This window comes from Phreatobacter sp. (assembly GCF_052440005.1).
Lineage (GTDB): Bacteria > Pseudomonadota > Alphaproteobacteria > Rhizobiales > Phreatobacteraceae > Phreatobacter.
Window position 1 is genome coordinate 1 of record NZ_JBQVQL010000023.1, and the last position, 20,426, is coordinate 20,426.

The 20,426-nt window shown below is 69.4% G+C and carries 20 protein-coding genes and 1 riboswitch; of the genes, 12 read left to right on the plus strand and 8 right to left on the minus strand.

Going from position 1 to position 20,426, the window contains the following annotated elements:
- From ACT6XY_RS07900 to ACT6XY_RS07915, 4 genes are all read left to right on the plus strand, one after another.
- Positions 1 to 776, plus strand: a 776-nt coding sequence (locus tag ACT6XY_RS07900; protein ID WP_444747791.1) for a tlde1 domain-containing protein, incomplete at its 5' end; no start/stop codon positions are given.
- A gap of 122 nt (positions 777 to 898) precedes the next feature.
- Positions 899 to 1,879 carry an MBL fold metallo-hydrolase gene (locus ACT6XY_RS07905; protein WP_444747792.1) on the plus strand — a complete coding sequence of 327 codons (981 nt, stop codon included), beginning with the start codon at positions 899 to 901 and terminating at the stop codon, positions 1,877 to 1,879.
- A 99-nt stretch (positions 1,880 to 1,978) separates the two neighbouring features.
- A riboswitch (cobalamin riboswitch) is annotated at positions 1,979 to 2,195 on the plus strand.
- Positions 2,196 to 2,325: 130 nt separating this feature from the next.
- Entirely contained in the window at positions 2,326 to 4,362 is a 2,037-nt protein-coding gene (locus ACT6XY_RS07910; RefSeq protein WP_444747793.1) for a TonB-dependent receptor plug domain-containing protein, read from the plus strand.
- A gap of 119 nt (positions 4,363 to 4,481) precedes the next feature.
- Positions 4,482 to 5,228, plus strand: a complete 747-nt coding sequence (locus tag ACT6XY_RS07915; RefSeq protein WP_444747794.1) for an SDR family oxidoreductase — start codon at positions 4,482 to 4,484, stop codon at positions 5,226 to 5,228.
- 90 nt (positions 5,229 to 5,318) lie between these two features.
- On the opposite strand, the gene cutA is transcribed toward ACT6XY_RS07915, so the two are convergent.
- Entirely contained in the window at positions 5,319 to 5,654 is a 336-nt protein-coding gene (gene cutA, locus ACT6XY_RS07920; RefSeq protein WP_444747795.1) for a divalent-cation tolerance protein CutA, read from the minus strand.
- A gap of 31 nt (positions 5,655 to 5,685) precedes the next feature.
- Between cutA and ACT6XY_RS07925 the strand changes: the two genes are divergently transcribed.
- The 3 genes from ACT6XY_RS07925 to ACT6XY_RS07935 are packed head-to-tail and all read left to right on the plus strand — an operon-like array spanning position 5,686 to position 7,669.
- Positions 5,686 to 6,468, plus strand: a complete 783-nt coding sequence (locus ACT6XY_RS07925; protein WP_444747796.1) for an NAD kinase — start codon at positions 5,686 to 5,688, stop codon at positions 6,466 to 6,468.
- Positions 6,469 to 6,519: 51 nt separating this feature from the next.
- Entirely contained in the window at positions 6,520 to 7,065 is a 546-nt protein-coding gene (locus tag ACT6XY_RS07930; RefSeq protein ID WP_099084394.1) for a response regulator, read from the plus strand.
- Between the two features lie 10 nt (positions 7,066 to 7,075).
- Positions 7,076 to 7,669: an Hpt domain-containing protein gene (locus tag ACT6XY_RS07935; protein WP_444747797.1), complete on the plus strand. Its 594-nt coding sequence runs from the start codon at positions 7,076 to 7,078 to the stop codon at positions 7,667 to 7,669.
- A gap of 235 nt (positions 7,670 to 7,904) precedes the next feature.
- On the opposite strand, the gene ACT6XY_RS07940 is transcribed toward ACT6XY_RS07935, so the two are convergent.
- Positions 7,905 to 9,095 (minus strand): DUF2336 domain-containing protein, encoded by a 1,191-nt coding sequence (locus tag ACT6XY_RS07940; RefSeq protein WP_444747798.1) that lies wholly within the window; start codon positions 9,093 to 9,095, stop codon positions 7,905 to 7,907.
- Positions 9,096 to 9,232: 137 nt separating this feature from the next.
- Entirely contained in the window at positions 9,233 to 10,288 is a 1,056-nt protein-coding gene (locus ACT6XY_RS07945) for a lytic transglycosylase domain-containing protein (protein ID WP_444747799.1), read from the minus strand.
- Positions 10,289 to 10,381: 93 nt separating this feature from the next.
- Between ACT6XY_RS07945 and ACT6XY_RS07950 the strand changes: the two genes are divergently transcribed.
- Both ACT6XY_RS07950 and ACT6XY_RS07955 read left to right on the plus strand, forming a co-directional pair.
- Complete coding sequence (locus tag ACT6XY_RS07950) at positions 10,382 to 10,876, plus strand: MaoC family dehydratase (protein WP_444747800.1); 495 nt, start codon at positions 10,382 to 10,384, stop codon at positions 10,874 to 10,876.
- Positions 10,877 to 10,880: 4 nt separating this feature from the next.
- Positions 10,881 to 11,750: an HpcH/HpaI aldolase/citrate lyase family protein gene (locus ACT6XY_RS07955; RefSeq protein WP_444747801.1), complete on the plus strand. Its 870-nt coding sequence runs from the start codon at positions 10,881 to 10,883 to the stop codon at positions 11,748 to 11,750.
- A 50-nt stretch (positions 11,751 to 11,800) separates the two neighbouring features.
- Here ACT6XY_RS07955 and proB read toward each other — a convergent pair whose 3' ends face one another.
- The gene (proB, locus tag ACT6XY_RS07960) at positions 11,801 to 12,937 is read right to left on the minus strand and encodes a glutamate 5-kinase (protein WP_444747802.1); all 1,137 of its coding nucleotides are present in this window, start codon (positions 12,935 to 12,937) and stop codon (positions 11,801 to 11,803) included.
- A 369-nt stretch (positions 12,938 to 13,306) separates the two neighbouring features.
- Here proB and ACT6XY_RS07965 point away from each other — a divergent pair, with 369 nt between their 5' ends.
- Positions 13,307 to 13,660 (plus strand): endonuclease domain-containing protein, encoded by a 354-nt coding sequence (locus ACT6XY_RS07965; RefSeq protein ID WP_444747803.1) that lies wholly within the window; start codon positions 13,307 to 13,309, stop codon positions 13,658 to 13,660.
- A 109-nt stretch (positions 13,661 to 13,769) separates the two neighbouring features.
- Here ACT6XY_RS07965 and ACT6XY_RS07970 read toward each other — a convergent pair whose 3' ends face one another.
- On the minus strand, positions 13,770 to 14,867 hold the full coding sequence (locus ACT6XY_RS07970) for a BMP family ABC transporter substrate-binding protein (RefSeq protein ID WP_444747804.1): 1,098 nt from the start codon (positions 14,865 to 14,867) through the stop codon (positions 13,770 to 13,772).
- Between the two features lie 111 nt (positions 14,868 to 14,978).
- Here ACT6XY_RS07970 and ACT6XY_RS07975 point away from each other — a divergent pair, with 111 nt between their 5' ends.
- The gene (locus tag ACT6XY_RS07975; RefSeq protein ID WP_444747805.1) at positions 14,979 to 15,782 is read left to right on the plus strand and encodes an ion transporter; all 804 of its coding nucleotides are present in this window, start codon (positions 14,979 to 14,981) and stop codon (positions 15,780 to 15,782) included.
- Between the two features lie 24 nt (positions 15,783 to 15,806).
- On the opposite strand, the gene ACT6XY_RS07980 is transcribed toward ACT6XY_RS07975, so the two are convergent.
- Positions 15,807 to 16,436 carry a flavin reductase family protein gene (locus tag ACT6XY_RS07980; protein WP_444747806.1) on the minus strand — a complete coding sequence of 210 codons (630 nt, stop codon included), beginning with the start codon at positions 16,434 to 16,436 and terminating at the stop codon, positions 15,807 to 15,809.
- Positions 16,437 to 16,448: 12 nt separating this feature from the next.
- Positions 16,449 to 17,021 carry a nitroreductase family protein gene (locus ACT6XY_RS07985; RefSeq protein WP_444747807.1) on the minus strand — a complete coding sequence of 191 codons (573 nt, stop codon included), beginning with the start codon at positions 17,019 to 17,021 and terminating at the stop codon, positions 16,449 to 16,451.
- Positions 17,022 to 17,187: 166 nt separating this feature from the next.
- On the opposite strand from ACT6XY_RS07985, the gene ACT6XY_RS07990 reads away from it, so the two are divergent.
- Entirely contained in the window at positions 17,188 to 18,276 is a 1,089-nt protein-coding gene (locus tag ACT6XY_RS07990) for a hypothetical protein (RefSeq protein ID WP_444747808.1), read from the plus strand.
- Positions 18,277 to 18,363: 87 nt separating this feature from the next.
- On the opposite strand, the gene thrS is transcribed toward ACT6XY_RS07990, so the two are convergent.
- Positions 18,364 to 20,334 carry a threonine--tRNA ligase gene (thrS, locus tag ACT6XY_RS07995; RefSeq protein WP_444747809.1) on the minus strand — a complete coding sequence of 657 codons (1,971 nt, stop codon included), beginning with the start codon at positions 20,332 to 20,334 and terminating at the stop codon, positions 18,364 to 18,366.
- Positions 20,335 to 20,426: the final 92 nt, after the last annotated feature.

Genomic DNA, 20,426 nt, shown 5'->3' on the forward strand with positions numbered 1-20,426 from the left:
ACACCACCATGGTCGCGCCTCTGCCGCTGCGCCGCCCCGCGCAGGCTTCCGCCACCGCGACACCGGAGACGCCGCGCGTCGCCGCCCGTCGCCCGGCCGGCGAGACGCAGGCCGCGGCACCGGCCGCCCAGTCCGACGGGCGCAACTTCTTCGAACGCATCTTCGGCCAGCGCCGCGAGGCCGACGGCCCGCAGCTCGCCTATGCCCCCTCCAGCGGCGGCGCGGTGGACGGCGGCAGCGCCGGCACCGGCGGCGGTTTCGGCGGCAGCCTCGGCCTGAGCTTCCCCGGCATGTCGGCGCCGAAGCCCCCGATGGGCCTCGCCATCTACGACATCGGTTCGCGCATGGTGTACCTGCCCAACGGCGAGCGGCTGGAGGCCCAGTCCGGCCTTGGCGAGATGCGCAACGACCCGCGCTATGCCCATGTGCGCATGCGCGGCCCGACGCCGCCCCACACCTACGACCTGACCGAGCGCGAGGCGCTGTTCCACGGCGTGCGCGCCATCCGCCTCAATCCGGTGGGCGGCAGCCAGGCGATCCATGGCCGCGCCGGCCTCCTCGCCCATACCTACCTGCTGGGGCCCAACGGCGATTCCAACGGCTGCATCTCGATCAAGGACTACAACCGCTTCCTTCAGGCCTTCCTGCGCGGCGAGATCCGCAGGCTGATCGTCGTGCGCACGCGGTCCGAGGCGGTCGCGGCGGTGGCGCGGGCCAATCTCCAGGTGTCCCAGCGCTCGGACGCGTCGCAGCGCTCGGACGTGGCGCAGCGCTGATTTCACGGTCAGCGGTCACATTCATGTGACAAGGCTGGACGACACCCCCATTCCGGCAATGTAATCGCCTGCGCGTGACGGCTGCCATGGTCGTCGTGCGTCCTGCTGCCGGAGGAGCTCCCATGACCACGATCGACCGCCGCACCGCCCTTGCCGCGGGCGCTGCAACCCTTGCCGCCCCCGCCTTCCTGACCGGCGCGACGACGCCGCTCTTCGCCCAGGCCGCCGCTGCCGCCGCCCAGGCGCCCGGCTTCTACAAGTACAAGGTCGGCGACATCACCGTCACCGCCATCAACGACGGCTTCTTCGCCCGCCCGATCGATGGCTTCATCCGCAACGCCGAGCTTCCGGCGGTCCAGGCAGCGCTCGGCGCGGCCTTCCTGCCGACCAACGCCGTGCCGATCCCCTTCAACACCCTCGTCGTCGAGACCGGCGGCAAGGTCGTCCTGCTCGACACCGGCAACGGCAATGTCGGCGCGCCGACCTCCGGCACCTGGATGTCCAACTTCAAGGCCGCCGGCTTCGACCCGGCCAAGGTCGACTCGGTCGTCATCAGCCACTTCCACGGCGACCACATCAACGGCCTGCGCCTGCGTGATGGCACGGCCGTCTTCCCCAATGCCGAGATCTCCGTGCCGGCCCCGGAATGGGCCTTCTGGATGTCGGACGAGCGGATGAACGCGGCTCCCGAGGCCATGCGCGGCGGTTTCCAGAACGCCCGCCGCGTCTTCGCCCCGATCGCCGCCAACGTGAAGCGGTTCGAACCGGGCGCCGAGGTCGGCAGCGGCATCACCTCCATGGCGGCCTTCGGCCATTCGCCGGGCCACACGGTCTTCGTGATCTCGTCGGGCAACGCCAAGCTCACCTACATGGCAGACGTGACCAACCATCCCGCGCTCTTCGTGCGCAACCCCGACTGGTCGGCGATCTTCGACATGGACGCGGACGCTGCCAGGGCGACCCGCCGCAAGCTGCTCGACATGGCGGCGAGCGAGAAGACCCGCGTCCACTTCTACCACGCGCCCTTCCCATCCAACGGCTTCATCGCCAAGGACGGCAACGGCTTCCAGCTCGTCCCGGCGCAGTGGACGCCGTCGATCTGATCCACCGGACCTGACGACGGAAGGCCGGCCGGCGACGACCGGCCTTTCTGTTTCTGGGGAAAGCCGGCGTTCCTTGACAGGGCGGCCGCACGCGGCGCATTCATGGGGCCTCGCGACGGCGGCCGCCCATCATCCGGGACGGCCACGGGAATGCGGTGCGTGGCGGGCCCCAAAGCCTTCCACAAGGCCGCAGCTGCCCCCGCAACTGTAAGCGGCGAGCCCTTCCCCAGATGCCACTGAGGCCGCAAAGCCTCGGGAAGGCGGGACCGGGCGACGACCCGCAAGCCAGGAGACCGGCCGCCGCGACGTCACTGTCCGACCGTGCGGGATGGCGCGTTCGGGAGCGGTTGGTTCCGCTTGATCCGTGACACCGAATGTCGCGGATTCATGCCCTCGCCCGTCGAGGCACTCCGCGACCCTTTGTGGTCCCGAGCGGAGTGCCGCCCATGTCGTCCCCGTCTGCCCCCTGTCCCTTCCAACGCCGTCTTCGCGCCGGCCTGCTCGCTACCGCGGCGCTGGTCGCGACCCCCGCCCTCGCCCAGCAGACACCGGGGCAACTCCCCGAAATCACCGTCTTCGGTGCCAGCAACGTGCCGCTGGAGGCGCCGCGCGTCGGCGCGTCGGTGACGGTGATCACCGCCGAGGACATCGCCACCCAGGGCGCCGCCTCGGTACCCGACGTGCTGCGCCTCGTTCCCGGCGTCGCGGTCAACCAGTCCGGCGGGCGCGGCGGGCTCACGCAGACCCGGGTGCGCGGCGCCGAATCCAACCAGGTTCTGGTGGTCGTCGACGGCATTCCCATCAACGACGTCAATTCGGGCGACGCCGACCTCGCCAACGTGCCGGTGGACAACATCGCTCGGATCGAGGTCATCCGCGGTCCGCAGTCCGGCATCTGGGGCCCGAACGCCCAGGCCGGCGTCATCTCCATCACCACCAAGTCCGGACGCGGCCTCGCCAAGCCCGAAGTTTCCGCGCGGATCGAGGGCGGCTCCTTCGGCACGGTGCAGGGGTCGGCGCTGGTGCGCGGCGCGCAGGGACCGTTCTACGGGTCGCTGTCCATCTCCGGCCTCAGGTCCGGCGGCTTCGTCGTGGCGCCGGGCACGACCCGCCCCAACGGCTCGGACATGGGTGCCTTCACCGCCAAGATCGGCGCCGACCTGACCGACTGGTTCAACGTCGAGGGCGTCGTGCGGATGGTCAGCCGCGGCGGCTTCTACAATCCCGGCAACACCGCCTTCGGTCCCGGCTTCGTGCCCGATCCCGGCTACGGGTTCCTCGCCGACGGCACCGGCCGCAACACCGCCAACGACCTGCAGGGCCGCTTCGTCGCCAATCTGAAGCTGCTCGACGGCGCCTGGACACATCGCTTCTCGGCCGACGCCTCGCAGCAGTCCACCAATGCCCGCGACAGCTATCTCTCGGCCTTCGGCTTCCTGGAGTCCCAGGGCTTCTGGTCGCGCACCCAACGCACCCGCGCCGACTACCGCACCGCCTATACGTTCGAGACGCCGGGCCTCCTCGGCGCGCGCCATACGATCGTCGGCGGTGCCGACATGAGCCGCGAGCATTTCCGCTACTACTACGAGAGCGACGGCTTCTTCGGGCCCTATGTCAACGACAGCTACGCGACCGCCGGCCGCTCGCGCGAACGCAAGGGCCTCTACGGCGAGTATCTCGTCAGCCTGCCGACCGGCCTGTCGCTGTCGGCGGCGCTCCGGCAGGACTGGAACTCCACCTTCCGCAACGCGCTGACCTGGCGGATGACCGCCGCGCAGACCTTCTCGACGGGCACGCGGCTGCACGGCTCGGTCGGCAAGGGCGTCACCAACCCGACCTTCTTCGAGCTCTTCGGCTTCCTCGCCAACTTCACCGGCAATCCGACGCTCAGGCCCGAGCACTCCATCGGCTGGGACGCCGGCATCGAGCAGCGCTGGTTCGGCGGCCGTCTCGTCACCGACGTGACCTATTTCCGCGCCAGCGTGCGGGACGCCATCGTCCAGTCCAACGGCACGGCGATCAACCTGCCCTTCGAGACCACCCGCCAGGGCGTCGAGGTATCGGTGACGGCGCGCCCCGTGGACTGGCTCGCCATCACCGGCTCCTACACCTACACGGACAGCCGCTCGGCGGAGCTCGTCGGCCTGACCTATGTTGCCAAGGAGGCGCTGCGCCGGCCGCGCCATGCGGCGAGCCTCTCGGCGGTGGCGACCCTGCCGGATGACAAGACGAAGATCACGCTCACGCTGGCCCACAACGGCAACATGCGCGACTCGTTCTTCGGGCCGTTCGGCACGACGGACGTGCGCCTCGGCTCCTACACGCTGGTGGGCGCGCAGATCTCCCACGACCTGACGAAGGCGGCGACCGTCTATGTCCGCGGCGAGAACGTTTTCGGCCAGCGGTTCCAGGAGGTCTACGGCTACCAGGGGCCGGGCGCTGCGGTCTATGCCGGCATGCGGGTGAAGCTCGGCGGCGAATAGGGCTTTTCAACCGTTTCGCATCGCAGCCTTGCCGCGCCCCCGTCGACAGGGGCGCGGCTTTCCGCCAGTCTCCGGGCCTCAAGAGCGGGCCGCAGTGCCCGCCGGATCGGGAGGATGACATGTCGCAGCGGATCGCAATCGTCACGGGCGCGGGATCGGGTATCGGCCGCGCCTCGGCCCTCGGCCTCGCCAAGGCGGGCTATGCGGTGGCGGTCGCCGGCCGGCGCAAGGATGAACTGGACAAGACGGTGGCAATGGCCGCCGGCGCCACCGTCATTGCCGTGCCGACCGACGTGTCGGACGAGAACTCGGTCGCCGCCCTGTTCCAGACGGTGAAGGAGCGCTTCGGCCGCCTCGACGTGCTCTTCAACAATGCCGGCATGGGCGCGCCCGCCATCCCCATGGACCAGCTCTCGGTCGCCCAGTGGAAGCAGGTGGTGGACGTGAACCTCACGGGCTCCTTCCTCTGCGCCCGCGCCGCCATGGCGATGATGCGCGCCCAGGACCCCAAGGGCGGCCGCATCATCAACAACGGCTCGATCTCGGCCTATGCGCCGCGGCCCTATTCGGCGCCCTATACCGCCACCAAGCACGCCGTGCTCGGCCTCACCAAGGCCATCTCGCTGGATGGGCGCGCCGATCGCATCTCCTGCTCGCAGATCGACGTCGGCAATGCCGCGACCGAGATGACCGAGCGGATGACCAACGGCGTGCTGCAGGCAGACTTCTCCGTGAAGGTGGAACCGCGCATGGACGTGCGCCACGTCGCCGAGGCCGTCGTCCACATCGCCAACCTGCCGCTGGACGTGAACATCCTCACCATGACGGTGATGGCCAACGACATGCCCTTCGTCGGCCGCGGCTGAGGCTGCGGGACTGGCGAATAGAGCCCCACCCGCCCCTCCCCTTCGCGGATGCGTGGAGGGCTGGGGCGGGGCCGTCCGCCGCACCACCCGTCAGGCCGTCTCCGCCCTCAGCCAGGCGAGATAGTCGGCATCCCCGCCGGGGACCTCGATCACCAGGAAAGCCGGCGTTTCGTAGGAATGGGCCTCGCGGAAACGAAGGCGGGCCGGCTCGACCAGCCTCCGGGCGGTCTTGACGATCATCACCACCTCGTCGGCCCGCTCCACGGCGCCCTTCCAGCGGTAGAGGGAGCGCATCCCGGGCAGGATGTTGACGCAGGCCGCCAGCCGCCGTTCGACCAGATCGGCGCCGATCGTCTCCGCCTCGACAAGGCTCGCCGCCGTCGTATAGACCAGAACCACGTCGTCCGGCGCTTCGGTCCGCGTCATCTTGTGTCCCCGTTCCGATCGGTCGCCCGCCATGCCGGATCATCGACCCGACCCGAAGAAGATCGCCTTCGTCGCCTCGCCGGCGTCGGAAGCCCAGGAGGCGTGGAAGCGCCTCACCGCCCGCTACGGCCAGGTGCCGGGCGACGAGGCCGAAGTGGTCGTCGCCCTGGGCGGTGACGGGCTCATGCTGCAGACGCTGCACAAGTACATCTCCACCGGCAAGCCGATCTACGGGATGAACCGCGGCTCTGTCGGGTTCCTGATGAACGAATATGCCGAGGACGGCCTGGTCGAGCGCATCTGGAACTCGGAACGCTCGGTGATCCACCCGCTGCTCATGACGACGGTGGACATCCATGGGGAGCGGCAGGACGCGCTCGCCATCAACGAGGTGTCGCTGCTGCGCCAGACCTCGCAGGTGGCGAAGCTCCGGATCAGCGTCGACGGGCACCCGCGGATGGACGAGCTCATCGCCGACGGCGTGCTCATCGCCACTCCGGCCGGCTCGACGGCCTACAATCTTTCGGCCAACGGACCGATCCTGCCGCTCAATGCCACCCTCCTCGCCCTCACCCCGATCTCGCCCTTCCGGCCGCGGCGCTGGCGCGGGGCGCTGCTGCCCGACAGGGTGGCGATGACCATCGAGGTGCTGGAATCGGCCAAGCGCCCGGTCAGCGCCACCGCCGACCACCACGAGGTGCGCGACGTCGCGACCGTCTCGGTGGCCATGGACCACACCCGCTCGATGATCCTGCTGCACGATCCCGGTCACTCGCTGGACGAGCGCATCCTGCGCGAACAGTTCGGCGCCTGACGCCATCAGCCTTAACGGAGCGCTAACGCCCCTCCGGTAAAGTTGCTGGCGATGATCCGCATCGACTTCAACCGGCTGCGATTCCTGGTGATCGACGACAACGCGCACATGCGCCGGATCGTGAGAACCCTTCTGCACGGCTTCGGCGCCCGCGAGGTCTACGAGGCGGAGGACGGCGCGGCCGGCCTCGAGGCCTTCACCCACTACATGCCTGACATCGTCATCACCGACTGGTCCATGCCGATCTTCGATGGCCTGGAACTGACCAGCATGATCCGCCAGCCGGGGGCCAATGCGAACCCCTATGTCGCGATCATCATGCTGACCGGTCACTCGGAAAAGAAGCGCGTGCTGGAATCGCGCGATGCAGGCGTCACCGAGTTCCTCGCCAAGCCGATCTCGGCCAAGGCGCTCTACCAGCGCATCCTCAACGTGGTGGTCAATCCGAGACCGTTCATCAAGACCAAAACTTTTTTCGGACCGGATCGCCGCCGCAACCACGGTTCCAGCTATGTGGGTCCCGAGCGCCGCAAGGGCGAGAAAGCCGAGATGATCAAGGTCCAGCCGCTGCTGGACAAGACCAAGAGCTCGATGTGAGGGGAGCGGCATGACCAAGACACCTGTGAAGAGCCCCTCCCGCATCGGCTCCAAGGGCGGCCTGGACGAGGCGAGCGTCTCGGCCTTCGCCGACCACGAGGTCGTGACGCCCAAGCGCAACCTGAAGGCCTACGGGAAGAAGGCCAACATCAAGGTCGATGAGTTCGGCTTCGACATGGAAGCGATCGAGCGGGCGGAAGCCGCGCTGGCCGACCTCTCCTCCGAGTTCGACGACTGGATGGCGAAGGAGGTCGAGCGCCTCACCCGGGCACGCGATGCGGTGGCCGCCGAAGGCATCAACGCCGGCTCGCGCGCCAACATCTATATCGCCTCCCACGACATCAAGGGCGAGGCCGCGACCTTCGGCTATCCGCTCGCCGCACGCGTGGCGGAGAGCCTCTGCCACCTCCTCGACGGCGTCGCCGACGACGCCAGGGTGCCCGCAGACCTGGTGATCCAGCATGCGGACGCCATCCGCGCGATCGTGCGCGAGAACGCCAAGGGCACCGACCATCCGCTGGCCGTGACGCTGTCGGAGCGGCTGGGCGAAGCGACGACGCAGATGCTCGTCACCATCAACGGCGCCCCGTCCATCACGCCCTGAGCCATCCCAGAATCAGCCCTGCATCCGACCAGTACGTCCTTCGAGGCTCGCACCTCAGGATGAGGACCGGTCTGCGTGGCCCGGCGCCAAGCCATCGCCGCACCCTTCTTGCAGGCCACACTCCTCCGCATCCCGAGGTGCGAGCGCATAGCGAGAAGCGGACGCATCTCGCGTGCGCTCGATGCTATGGAGCCTCGAAGGGCGCACTCCATTGATGCAGGGCGCGAAGCCGGGCTCAGGCCGCGGCGACCATGGGGAAATCCAGCGCGTCGTCGTCCAGCGCCTCGTTTCCGGCAATGAGGTCGCGGGTGAAGGCGCGGGCCTCGTCGCGCGCTGCCTCGGCAGCGAACCGGCGGAGCTGGGCGAGAAGCTGGTCGAGGTCGTCCTCGGCGAGCGGCGCATAGGCGGTCAGTACACGCTCCACCATGCGGCGGCGCAGCTGGGCATGGCCACCGCGCTGGGTGCCGCCGCCGTCCTCGTGCCAGGCATCGAGGGCGGCGCGGAAGGCCTGCCAGGTGGAGGCCGGCAGCCCCGCCCTGTCGTAGAGGGCGCGGAAGCCGGCGCCACGGCGGTCGTGGACGAGGCCGGAGGCCTGGCGGAGGGTCAGGCCGGCGAGCTCTGCCAGCGCCTCTTCGAAGAGCCGGACATTGCCGGACAGGAGGGCACGGAGGACCAGCCCGGTGGAGAGCTGGCCGGACTGGCGCAGGTGGCGCACGAGCGGGCCCAGCCCCTCGCCCCGGCAGTCGGCGGCGATGGCGACGGTGGCCTTGTCGGAGGCCTCGCGGGCGATGCGCCGGGCGCGATCCTCCGGCAGCCAGGCACGGCCGGCGACGAAGGCCGACAGCGCGGCCGACAGCTTGACGACCAGGGCCTGGCGGGCGCCAGGGGAGAGGTCGGCGCGGGCGAACAGCGCCTCGCGGATGTCCGGGTCCTCGCCAAAGCGCTCGATGATCCGGTCGATGGAGAAGGCCGGCACCTCGGCCGTACCGAGCGAGACAACCGCGAGGCAGGCCTCGAGGCAGCCGACCTCGGCGATGGCGGCCGCCACGGGGGCCGGCACATGGTCGCGGCGGGAGACGGCATATTGCACCTGCGGATCGCCGCCGCCGACGAGGTCGACGAGTTCGGCGTCGAAGAGCAGGGGCGAATGGCGGGCGATGATGGCGGCGATCTCAGGCTGGTCCTGCAGCAGGCCGACGATCACGGTGTGCGGGGCGTCCTCGGAGGTGGCGAGCGCGTCGGCGAGCGCCCGGCGGACCAGCGGCGAGGGATCGTCCATCAGGGTGATCATCGCGGCCTCGGCCGCGGCGCGGTCGTCGCCGGCGAGGTCGGAGTGGAGATAGGCGCGGGCGAGGGCCGAGGTGGCATCCGCCCGGTCGCCGGCAGCGGCCGTCTGGATCCAACGCAGGAAGTGACGAACGATCATCGGGTGCGCCTGAACGGAGGCATGAAACTGGAACGGGGAACGCGTCTCGCTCCTGGGGACCAGCTTACCGGCGGCGCGCTTAACAAAGCGTTCACCATGGAATTTAAGTGATTTTTATCGCGGCAGCCGCGGACTGCTCAGCGGCGGGTGTCGGGACGCAGGAAGCTCGACAGGTCGAGCGGCTGGCCCCGGCGGGCCGTCTGGACCTGGACCGGGATGAACGGGCCGCCGATGGAAGACCCGCCCGCGGCGGAGAGCTGCGGCGCCGTTGTCCCCGAGGCAGACGACGACGCGGGGGTCAGTACGGCGGCCATGTTGACCGGCCGCGAGGCGGTCGCCGCGTCGCGCCCGAGCGAGGTCCAGGTGGCGGCGACGAAGGCGTTGATCGGCCCGCCGCCGCCCGAGAACAGCGAGTGGAAGGGCCGTGTCGGATCGGCGTTGATGCGCGGCACGGCGGACCAGGAACTCGCCTGCTCCTGGGCGCTGGTGGCGGCGGCGAGCGTCGTCTGGCCGGCCGGGGTGGCCGCGGGGGGCGTGCCGGCAACGGCGGTCGACTGGCCCGAGGCGAGGACCTGGTAGACCTCGGCGACGGTGCGCGGCCGGCCCTGGTCGAAGAAGATGCGGCGGTTGGCGCCGGCCGCGTCGGGAAAGAGCAGCGCGGCGCTCGCCTGCGGATTGGTCTGGTTGGAGTTGATGAGCCGCGCCGCCCCGCCCGAGCCGAGGAAGTGGGCCATGTAGAGTTCGCCCTCGGTCGGGTCGCGGCCGGTGGCGGCGCGCAGGTCCGCGGCGTTGCGGTTGGTAAAGGCACCGGCCATCAGCGCGGCGACGGAGGGATCGTCGCGCAGGGCGAGGATCTCCTGGCGCGCCGCGGGATCGGCGACGGTAGGCCGGCCGCTGGCGTCGCGGCCGATCTTCTCGGCATAGCTGCCGAGGCCGAGATTGCGCCCCTCGTCGCGCACCATGGTGAGCCAGGTCGAATCGATGAACTGGTAGAGGCCGCGGGCGCTGGAGGTGGAGGCCTGGGCGGTGGGCTGGAGGCTCGATTCGCGCCGCGCCGTGCGGAGCAGGTAGTCGAAGCCGGCACCGGTCTTCTGCGCCGCCGCCTGAATGGCGGAAACCACGCGGCTCACGCCGGCCTCGGCCGCCGTGGTCGGGCGGCTCTGCGGTTCGGCGGATGAGCGGAACAGAAACATCTCGGCTATGTCCCCGGGGAGGAGGCGGTGCCGATCAGCGTCCCTCATTATGGTAAACGAAGTCGTAACGACCTGACCCAAGGGGACGCCCTCATGACCGCCACGACGCTCATCACCGACGACAGGCGCCATCCGCGCGGCGGCATCTATTTCGACGACTTCGCCGTCGGCCAGCTCATCCGCCACCGCATCACCCGCTCGGTGACGCAGATGGACAACGTGCTGTTCTCGACCCTGACCATGAACCCCCAGCCGCTGCACATCGACCGGCAGTTCTCGGAGGCCTCCGACTGGGGGCAGCCGCTGATGAATTCGCTGTTCACGCTCGGCCTGCTCATCGGCATCTCGGTGCCGGACACCACCAACGGCACGCTCTTCGCCAATCTCGGCATGACCGACGTGAAGTTCCCGCACCCCCTGTTCGAGAACGACACGATCCATTGCGAGAGCACCGTGACCGCCACGCGCGAATCGAAATCGCGGCCGACCATGGGCGTCGTCGAGTTCCACCACCGTGCCTATAACCAGAACGACAAGCTGGTGGCCGAGTGCACGCGCCAGTCGCTCGTCCTGAAGCGCGGGGCCTGAGGCCATGCGCTCGCTGCTCTTCGTACCCGCCGATTCGGAGAAGAAGCTCGCCAAGGGGCTGGAGAGCGGTGCCGACGCATTAATCCTCGACCTCGAGGATTCGGTCTCGGCGGCAAACAAGCCGCTGGCGCGGGAGACGGCGCGGGCCTTTCTCGCCGCCCATGCGGCGCGCAAGGACCGTCCGCGGCTGATGGTGCGGGTCAACGCGCTCGACACCGGCCTGACCGATGAAGATCTCGCAGCCGTCGTCGGAGCGGGACCCGACGCCATCATGCTGCCGAAGAGCGAGTCGGGCCGCGACGTCGCCCATCTCGACGCCAAGCTGACGGCGCAGGAGGCCATCGCCGACCTGCCCGAGGGACGGATCACCATCACCGTGGTGGCGACGGAGACGGCGAAGGCCATCTTCACGCTCGGCACCTACCAGGGTGCGAGCCCCCGCCTCGCCGGCCTCACCTGGGGGGCGGAGGACCTCTCCGCCGACATCGGGGCAGAGACGAACCGCAGCGAGGACGGCCGCCATACCGAGCCGTTCCGCCTCGCCCGGGCACTCTGCCTGATGGGTGCGGTGGCGGCGGGGGCTCAGCCCATCGACACGGTCTTCCCGGCCTTCCGCGACCTCGACGGCCTGAAGCGCGAATGCGAGGAGGCGCGACGCGACGGCTTCACCGCCAAGATGGCGATCCACCCGGCGCAGGTGCCGGTGATCAACCAGGTGTTCACGCCGACGGCGGAGGCCATCGCCACGGCGGAGGCCGTGGTGGCGGCGTTTGCGGCGCAGCCCACGGCGGGTGTCGTCAATATCGGCGGCGAGATGTTCGACCGCCCCCACCTGACGCGGGCGGAACGGCTGCTGAAGCGCGCGGGGCGCTGACAGGCTGGCGGAGAAACCGGTTCGCAGGGGCCGGTCCGAGGCCCCTGCCCTCACTCCGCCGCGAGCACGAGGTCGTCGCGGTGGATCATCTCGCTGCGGCCCTTGTAGCCGAGCACCGCCTCGATGGCGCCCGAGCTCTTGCCCATGATCTGCACCGCCGCCACGGCGTCGTAGGCGACGAGGCCGCGGCCGATCTCCGCCCCGTCCGGCCCGCGCACGACGACGCAGTCGCCGCGCTCGAACGTCCCGTCGACCTTGGCCACGCCGGCCGGCAGGAGGCTGCGCCCGAGCCGCAGGGCGCCGACGGCGCCGGCGTCCAGCCACAGCACGCCGCGCGGCTCCAGCGAGCCGGCGATCCACTTCTTGCGGCTGGTCACGGGATGGGTGGGCGTGAGGAACCAGGTGCATGGCCCGCCCGCCTCGATGCGCGCCAGCGGTGCGTCGTGCTTGCCGGAGGCGATGACCATGGTGGTGCCGGCCGTGGTGGCGATCTTGCCCGCCTCGACCTTGGTGGTCATGCCGCCGCGCGACAATTCGGAGGCCGCGCCGCCGGCCATGGCCTCGATCTCCGGCGTGATGCGCGGCACCACCGGGATCAGCGCCGCCGAGGGGTCCTTTGCCGGCGGGGCCGTATAGAGCCCGTCGATGTCGGAGAGGAGGACGAGGCAGTCGGCGCCGACCATGGTGGCGACGCGGGCGGCGAGCCGGTCGTTGTCGCCGTAGCGGATCTCGTCGGTCGCCACCGTGTCGTTCTCGTTGACGACGGGGACGGCGCGCACTGCGAAGAGCGTCTCCATGGTGTTGCGGGCGTTGAGGTAGCGGCGGCGCTCCTCGGTGTCGTGGAGCGTGACGAGGATCTGGCCGGCGACGATGCCGTGGCGGCCGAGCACCTCCGACCAGGCGCGGGCGAGCGCGATCTGGCCGACGGATGCCGCCGCCTGGCTTTTCTCGAGCTCCAGCGGCCCGGCCGGCAACTTCAGGATGGTGCGGCCAAGGGCGATGGCGCCGGAGGAGACGACGAGAATGTCGGCGCCGCGGGAAGCGTGGCGGGCGAGATCGGCGCCGAGCGTCTCCAGCCAGGCCTGGCGGATGGCGCCCTTCGCACCGTCGACGAGCAGCGAGGAGCCGACCTTCACGACGATGCGGCGGAAGGCGGCGAGCGCGGGCGTTGCGGCGGGAGCGGACATGGGACGGATGGCCTGGCCCGCCGCGGGCTGCGGCGGGTGCCGGTTCTTAGACGAGGAGGATGGCGCGAGGCAATCGGGCCCCTGCCTGCCCCTCACCCGGCCTTCGACCGATCACAGGCCCACTCGCCCGGCCTGCGGGCGAATCCACCCCTTCACCCGGCCTTCGGCCGACCTCTCCCCATCGGGGAGAGGTGAAGGGAAGCACAATCCTTCTGGCCTCGACAGGCGCGACCGCGCCGTCGCGTCACCTCTCCCCGGCGGGGAGAGGTCGCCAAGCGAAGCGAGGCGGGTGAGGGGGCCTTAGGGACCATCCCGACGCGATTGTCATGCGGCCTCCGGCTATTCTGACGGGAAGTGAGGAGGCTAACCGTGTCCCGCGCCGCGGCCTTCCACCGCCGACTCCGCCGCGAGAACACCAGAGCCGAAGCCACGTTGTGGTACGCCCTGCGCAACCGCCGCTTCGGCGGCTACAAGTTCCGGCGCCAGCACCCCATCGCCGGATATGTTGCCGACTTCGTTTGCATCGACGCGAAGCTCGTTATCGAGGTCGACGGCGAGACGCACTCGACGGGGGCCGAAAGGCGGAAGGACGCAGAACGAACCCACGTCCTGGAGGCAGCGGGCTATTTCGTTCTTCGGTTCGACAATGACGACATCCGCCGCAATCTGTCGGGGGTCCTCGACGCGGTATGGATGCATCTGAACATGCGCGCAACGCTCTGAGGTGATTGCCCCCTCACCCGGCCTTCGGCCGACCTCTCCCCACCGGGGAGAGGTGAAGTGGCGCTTCGCCCACCAGCGAACAGGACGCGCGGCCGCCGTTCCCCTCCCCTCAGTTCGCGCTCGGCACCCGCTCCTCGATGCCGCGGATGTAGAAGTTCATGCCGAGGATCTGCTCGTCGGCGAGCGCGCCATTGCCCTTGCACTCCACCGTCTGGCCGTCCTGACGGACGATCGGGCAGCGGAACGGGTGCAAGGTGCCGGCCTTGATGGCGGCTTCCGTCGCCTCGGCCATGGCCTTCACCTCGGCCGGCATGTTGGTGTAGGGCGCCATGTGGACGAGGCCGGTGTTGAGGCCGCCCCAGGTGTCGCCGGAGGACCAGCGGCCGTCCAGCATCGCCTGCACCCGCTGGATGTAATAGGGCGTCCAGTCGTTGACGATCGAGGTCAGCTGCGCCTTCGGCCCGAAGCGGATCATGTCCGAGTCCTGCCCGAAGGCGAGGATGCCGCGCTGCTCGGCGATCTGCATGGCGGCGGGGGAATCGGTGTGCTGGGCGAGGATGTCGGCGCCCTGGTCGGCGAGCGCCTTGGCGGCGTCCGCCTCCTTGCCCGGGTCGTACCAGGAATTGACCCAGACGATGCGGATCTTCAGGTCGGGCCGGATCGACTGGGCGCCGAGCATGAAGGCGTTGATGCCGGAGACGACCTCGGGAATGGCGAAGGAGCCGATGTAGCCCACCGTCCCGGTCTTCGACATGCGGGCGGCGATCTGGCCGAGGATGTAGCGCCCCTCGTAGAAGCGGCCGGCATAGGTGGCGAGGTTCGGCGCCCGCTTGTAGCCGGTGGCGTGCTCGAAGCGGACGTTGGGATGGCGGCGGGCGACGCGCTCGGTCGGGTCCATGAAGCCGAAGGACGTCGTGAAGATCAGCCGGTGACCGGTACGGGCGAGCTGCTCGATGACGCGCTCGGCGTCGGGCCCCTCGGCCACCTTCTCGACGAAGGTCGTCTCGACGCGGTTGCCGAACTGGCGCTCCACCGCCTGGCGGGCGACGTCGTGCTGGTAGGTCCAGCCGTGATCGCCGACCGGGCCGACATAGACGAAGCCGATCTTCAGCTTCTCCTGTGCCCAGGCGGTCGCCGTGGCGGCAACGGCGCCGGCGGCGGCGAGAGCGACGGCGGCGAGAGTCCTGCGGTTGAACCAGACTGTCATGGAGACGCCCCTTGCGAATGGCCGGACCGGCCCTGAAAGGGAATGGTGACGCGGCGGCTTGCGGCGATCAAGTCTTTCGGGCGAGAACAGGCGACACGGCCGCCGGAACCCATGACCTCATCAGCCAGCCCCGCCGAAGGTCCCCTGCCCCGCCCCTGGAAGGAACGGGTGCGGGCGCTCTACGAGGACCACACCGAAGCCTCGGAGCGCTTTCGCTACGCGCTGCTCGCCTTCGACCTCTCCACCATCGCCTTCGTGGTGGCGACGAGCTTCATGCCGCGCCACACCACCATCGAGGTGGTCGACTTCGTCATAGGCCTCGGGCTGCTCGCCGATTTCGCCGCCCGCCTGTGGATCGCCCGGCGCCCGTGGCGGGAGATGGCGAACCCGCTCACCTGGGCCGACATCGTCGCCATCGCGTCCTTCCTCGCCCCCATCGTCGGCGAGGGCGGCGGCTTCCTGCGCGTGCTGCGCACCCTGCGGCTGATGCGGACCTACCAGCTCGTCAAGCAGCTGCGCGGCGACAGTGCCTTCTTCCGGCGCAACCAGGAGGTCATCTTCGCCGCGACGAACCTCCTGGTCTTCATCTTCGTCATGACCGGGCTCGTCTACGAGACGCAGCACCGCACCAATGCCGGCATCAACAACTATGTGGACGCGCTCTATTTCACCGTCACCTCGCTGACGACGACAGGCTATGGCGACATCACCCTGCCCGGCACGGCCGGGCGGCTGACCTCCGTGGTGATCATGATCTTCGGGGTGACGCTGTTCCTGCGCCTCGCCCAGGTGCTGTTCCGGCCCGTGAAGGTCCGCTTTTCCTGCCCAACCTGCGGGCTGCAGCGCCATGAGCCCGACGCCGTCTGCTGCAAGGCCTGCGGCACCGTGCTCAACATTCCCGACGAGGGGAGTTGAGGGCGCGGGAGCGCCCTCCCCGGCTCAGCGCCGCTCGTTGAAATTGCCGCCGCCGGGCGGCCGGGTCATCTTGAACATCTGCTCGGAGCCTACCTGGAAATACTGGTCGTAGCCGCCGCGCATGACCGGGTGCATCCGGCCGGTATCCACGATGCCGTCCTTGATGAAGTCGTCGTTGATGTAGATGCCGACCACCTGGCCGATGACGAGGTGATAGCTCGTCACGCCCTCGAGCGAGGTCAGCGGCACGGTCTGCAGCCACTTGCACTCGAGCGCGGCGGGGGATGCCTTCACCCGCGGCGGCTTGACGAAGACCGAAGGCGCGGCCTCGAGGCCGGCGAACTCCATCTCGTTCTCACCGCGCGGCAGCGGCGCGGAGGTGGCGTTCATCGCGTCCCGCAGCTCCCAGGAGACGAAGGAGCAGGTGAACTCGCCGGTCTCCTCGGCGAAGGCGAGCGCGTCCTTGCGGCCGCCGGAGCCGAAGCAGACCATGTGCGGCTTGTCGGAAATGGCGTTGAAGAAGGAATAGGGCGAGCAGTTCACGCGCCCGTCCTTGTCGACGGAGGTGATCCAGCCGATGGGGCGCGGCGAGACGATCGCCTTGAAGGGATCGAAGGGCAGGCCATGGTCGGCGGCAGTGACGTTGTAGTGCATGGTCTTCAGCCCTCAGAGACGTGTGACGATGGCGGCCATGTCCGGCCTCTGGCGGTCTTCCGCCTTCGCCTCCGGGGTGCCGATATGGACGAAGCCGGCGATCTTCTCCTCGGCCGACAGGCCGAGATGGTCGAGGACCCGGCGGTCGTAGGAGGGCCATTCGGTGACCCAGTTGCCGCCGAAGCCGAAGGCATTGGCGGCATGGAGGAGGTTGAGGCAGACGCCGCCGGCGGAGAGCACCTGCTCCCATTCCGGGATCTTCGGATGGGGAGCAGCGCGCGAGACGACGGCGACGCAGACGGGCGCGCGGGCGAAGCGGGCGCGGTCGATCTCGATCTTCTTCGGATCGGTGGCCGGGTCGTCGGCCAGGACCAGGCGCTCGATCTGCGCACCGAGTCTCGCTCCGGCGGCGGCGTCGATGACGATGAAGCGCCAGGGCGCGAGCTTGCCGTGGTCGGGGACGCGGGCGGCGATCGCCAGCATGGCATCCAGGGTCGCGGCGTCGGGGCCGGGACCGCGCATCAGTGCGAAGGGCGTGGACCGGCGGGTCCTGAGGTGATCGACGAGGTCGGAATCGACAGGCATGCTGGTCCCCGGGGCGCGGCCGTGCCTCCAACTAGGCAAGTTCCCCGCTTTCGCCAAGGGGACAAAGCGCAGGACTTGCCCGCCGATGCTTGCGTCCGGCCGGCGGGCGCACCAAAAAGGGCCATAATCGGACGCGAGATGATCGACGCATGAGTTGGATCGACGCATGAACCGGAGCGCGAGATCGCTCATCGCCGTGGCCGCGCTCGCCGCGATCTTCGGCCTCGCCGTCCCGGCGGGCGAGGCGATCGCGCAGGGCTTCGAGCGCCCGCCCCTGCCGCGCATCACCCCCTCGCCTCACTCGGATCTGCCGCCCATCGCCATCGAGCCCCAGCAGCGCCGCCGCCGCAACATGCCGGGCGGGGCGGCGACGCCGTTCTTCACCCTGCCCGACGGGGCGACGCCCTTCACGCCGCAGATGGGCACGCCGCCTGCGCTGATGCCGAGCATTCCCGGCCTTCCCGGCAGCCCCGGCCTGCCGCCGCAATTCGCCGACCGCACCGCGGTGGCACTCGACGCGCGCTACCGGCAGGGCGGGCAATATGTCCGCGACGGCCTGCACTGGCGCATCTTCGCCGACACGCCGGAGGCGAGCGGCGCCTTCGCGCTGGTGGCCGAATCGCGCGACCCCGCACCGGTGTTCGCCCTGCGGCCGGGCAGCTACATCATGCATGTCGCCTTCGGCACCTTCGCGCAGACGCGCCGCCTACGCATCGCCGGAGAGCCCTATCGCGAGAGCATCATCATGAACGCCGGGGCGGTGCGCCTCGTCGGCAAGGTCGGCGAGAGCCAGATCCGCAACGCCCGCCTGTCCTTCGACATCTTCGCCGGCGGCCTGTTCGACGGCGGCGAGCCGCGCCTCGTGCTGCGCCAGGCGCCGGCGGGCGATCTCATCGCCCTGCCCGAGGGCACCTACCACGTCGTGTCGATCTACGGCGACGCCAACGCCACCATCCGCGCCGACCTGCGCATCCGGGCGGGACAGGTGACCGACGCGACGATCCAGCACCGGGCGGCCAATGTCAGCCTGAAGCTCGTGCAGCAGCGCGAGGGGGGCGAAGCGATCGGCAACGCGGCCTGGACCGTGCTGACGCCCGGCGGTGACGTGATCAAGGAATCGATCGGCGCCTTCCCCTCCATGGTGCTGCAGGAGGGCGAGTACCTCGCCATCGCCCGCCACGAGGGCCGCGTGTTCAACCGGCGCTTCACGGTGGAGGCCGGCAAGGACCAGAACATCGAAGTCGTAGCGCGGTAGGCGCAGGCCAACGCACTGCCCCACTCGTCATGCCGGGGACAAGCCCGGGCATGACGACAAGGTCGGGCGTGCGGACTGGGGCCCGCCCTACTCCGCCGCCTGCGCGCGTCTGACGTCCGGCGGGGTCGCCTCGTCCTTGAGCTGCGCCACAAGCTCGGCGAGGCCGAGCGTCTCCTGCGCCTGGCTGCCGAAGCGGCGGACCGAGACGGTACGCTCGGCCGCTTCCTTCTTTCCGACCGCGAGGATCACGGGGATCTTCTGCAGCGAGTGCTCGCGCACCTTGTAGGAGATCTTCTCGTTCCGCAGGTCGGCATCGGCCCGCAGCCCCGCCTTGCGGCAGGCGGCGAGCACCTCCAGCGCGTAGTCGTCGGCCTCGGAGGTGATCGGGGCGATCACCACCTGCTTGGGCGCGAACCAGAAGGGGAAGGCCCCCGCATAGTTCTCGATGAGGATGCCGATGAAGCGCTCCATCGAGCCGCAGATGGCGCGGTGGACCATGACCGGCGGGGTCTTCTCGCCGTCGGCGCCGATGTAGAAGGCGCCGAACCGCTCGGGGAGGTTGAAGTCGACCTGGGTGGTGCCGCACTGCCAGTCGCGGCCGATGGCGTCGCGCAGCACATATTCGAATTTCGGCCCGTAGAAGGCGCCCTCGCCCGGGTTGATGGCGGTCTTGATGCGGCCGCCGGACTGGCTGGCGATCTTCTCCAGCACCTTCTCCATGACGCTCTCGGCGCGTTCCCACAGGGCGTCGGCGCCGACGCGCTTCTCGGGGCGGGTGGAGAGCTTCACCACGATCTCGTCGAAGCCGAAATCGGCATAGGTGGTGAGGATGAGGTCGTTGATGCGGATGCACTCGGCCTCGAGCTGCTCGTCGGTGCAGAAGACGTGGGCATCGTCCTGGGTGAAGCCGCGGACGCGCATCAGGCCGTGCAAAGCGCCGGAAGGCTCGTAGCGATGCACGACACCGAATTCCGCAAGTTTCATCGGCAGGTCGCGGTAGGACTTCAGGCCGTGCTTGAAGATCTGCACGTGGCCCGGACAGTTCATCGGCTTGATGGCGAACCAGCGCTTGTCCTCGGCCTCGTCGCCGGCAGACTGGGCCGCGAACATGTTCTCGCGGTACCAGCCCCAGTGTCCCGAGGTCTCCCACAGCGACTTGTCGAGGAGCTGCGGGGCGTTGACCTCGTCATAGCCGTGCTCGGCGAGGCGGCGGCGCATATAGGCCACGAGGGTCTGGAACATCGACCAGCCCTTGGGGTGCCAGAAGACGACACCGGGCCCCTCCTCCTGGAAGTGGAAGAGGTCCATCTCGCGGCCGAGGCGGCGATGGTCGCGCTTCTCCGCCTCCTCGAGCATGGTCAGGTAGGCCTTCAGCTCCTCGTCGGTGCGGAAGGCGGTGGCGTAGATGCGGGTCAGCATCGGCTTGGTGGAATCGCCGCGCCAGTAGGCGCCGGCCACCTTCATCAGCTTGAAGGAATTGCCGATCTGGCCGGTGGAAGCCATGTGCGGGCCGCGGCAGAGGTCGAACCAGCCGCCCTGGTCGTAGAGCTTGATGTCCTGGCCGGCGGGGATCGCCTCGACGAGCTCGACCTTGAAGGCCTCGCCCTTGTCGCGGAAGATCTGCGCCGCCTCCTCGCGCGACACGACGCGCTTGGTGAAGGGCTTGTTGGCGGCGATGATCTTGCGCATCTCCGCCTCGATCGCCGCGAAGTCCTCCGGGGTGAAGGGCTCGTTGCGGAAGAAGTCGTAGTAGAAGCCGTTCTCGATCACCGGGCCGATGGTGACCTGGGTGCCCGGCCAGAGCCTCTGCACGGCTTCCGCCATCACGTGCGCGGCGTCGTGGCGGATCAGCTCCAGCGCCTCGGGGCTGTCGCGGGTGACGAACTCGATCCGCGCGTCGCCGGGAATGGGATCGGTGAGGTCGACGACGACGCCGTCGAGCTTGGCGGCGATGGAGCGCTTGGCGAGCGAGGGCGCGATGGCCTTGGCGACGTCGAGGCTGGAGACGCCGGCGTCATAGGACCGCTGGGCGCCATCGGGGAAGGTCAGGACAGGCATGGTTCTCTCCGCTCACTCCTGCCGACGGAGCAGGTAAGGGGCTGGTGGTCGGGACGAAGGCGCCGGCGGATTTGCCGTCACAGGGCGGCATC

What these genes read in the sequence shown, in the direction of transcription:
- ACT6XY_RS07910 (WP_444747793.1), top strand. Translation starts at nt 2,326, where the DNA reads ATGTCGTCCCCGTCTGCCCCCTGTCCCTTCCAACGCCGTCTTCGCGCC.
- ACT6XY_RS07930 (WP_099084394.1), top strand. Translation starts at nt 6,520, where the DNA reads ATGATCCGCATCGACTTCAACCGGCTGCGATTCCTGGTGATCGACGAC.
- ACT6XY_RS07915 (WP_444747794.1), top strand. Translation starts at nt 4,482, where the DNA reads ATGTCGCAGCGGATCGCAATCGTCACGGGCGCGGGATCGGGTATCGGC.
- ACT6XY_RS07970 (WP_444747804.1), bottom strand. Translation starts at nt 14,867, where the DNA reads ATGACAGTCTGGTTCAACCGCAGGACTCTCGCCGCCGTCGCTCTCGCC.
- ACT6XY_RS07925 (WP_444747796.1), top strand. Translation starts at nt 5,686, where the DNA reads ATGCCGGATCATCGACCCGACCCGAAGAAGATCGCCTTCGTCGCCTCG.
- ACT6XY_RS07985 (WP_444747807.1), bottom strand. Translation starts at nt 17,021, where the DNA reads ATGCCTGTCGATTCCGACCTCGTCGATCACCTCAGGACCCGCCGGTCC.
- ACT6XY_RS07945 (WP_444747799.1), bottom strand. Translation starts at nt 10,288, where the DNA reads ATGTTTCTGTTCCGCTCATCCGCCGAACCGCAGAGCCGCCCGACCACG.
- thrS (WP_444747809.1), bottom strand. Translation starts at nt 20,334, where the DNA reads ATGCCTGTCCTGACCTTCCCCGATGGCGCCCAGCGGTCCTATGACGCC.
- ACT6XY_RS07935 (WP_444747797.1), top strand. Translation starts at nt 7,076, where the DNA reads ATGACCAAGACACCTGTGAAGAGCCCCTCCCGCATCGGCTCCAAGGGC.
- ACT6XY_RS07980 (WP_444747806.1), bottom strand. Translation starts at nt 16,436, where the DNA reads ATGCACTACAACGTCACTGCCGCCGACCATGGCCTGCCCTTCGATCCC.
- ACT6XY_RS07940 (WP_444747798.1), bottom strand. Translation starts at nt 9,095, where the DNA reads ATGATCGTTCGTCACTTCCTGCGTTGGATCCAGACGGCCGCTGCCGGC.
- ACT6XY_RS07950 (WP_444747800.1), top strand. Translation starts at nt 10,382, where the DNA reads ATGACCGCCACGACGCTCATCACCGACGACAGGCGCCATCCGCGCGGC.
- ACT6XY_RS07905 (WP_444747792.1), top strand. Translation starts at nt 899, where the DNA reads ATGACCACGATCGACCGCCGCACCGCCCTTGCCGCGGGCGCTGCAACC.
- ACT6XY_RS07990 (WP_444747808.1), top strand. Translation starts at nt 17,188, where the DNA reads ATGAACCGGAGCGCGAGATCGCTCATCGCCGTGGCCGCGCTCGCCGCG.
- ACT6XY_RS07955 (WP_444747801.1), top strand. Translation starts at nt 10,881, where the DNA reads ATGCGCTCGCTGCTCTTCGTACCCGCCGATTCGGAGAAGAAGCTCGCC.
- cutA (WP_444747795.1), bottom strand. Translation starts at nt 5,654, where the DNA reads ATGACGCGGACCGAAGCGCCGGACGACGTGGTTCTGGTCTATACGACG.
- ACT6XY_RS07975 (WP_444747805.1), top strand. Translation starts at nt 14,979, where the DNA reads ATGACCTCATCAGCCAGCCCCGCCGAAGGTCCCCTGCCCCGCCCCTGG.
- proB (WP_444747802.1), bottom strand. Translation starts at nt 12,937, where the DNA reads ATGTCCGCTCCCGCCGCAACGCCCGCGCTCGCCGCCTTCCGCCGCATC.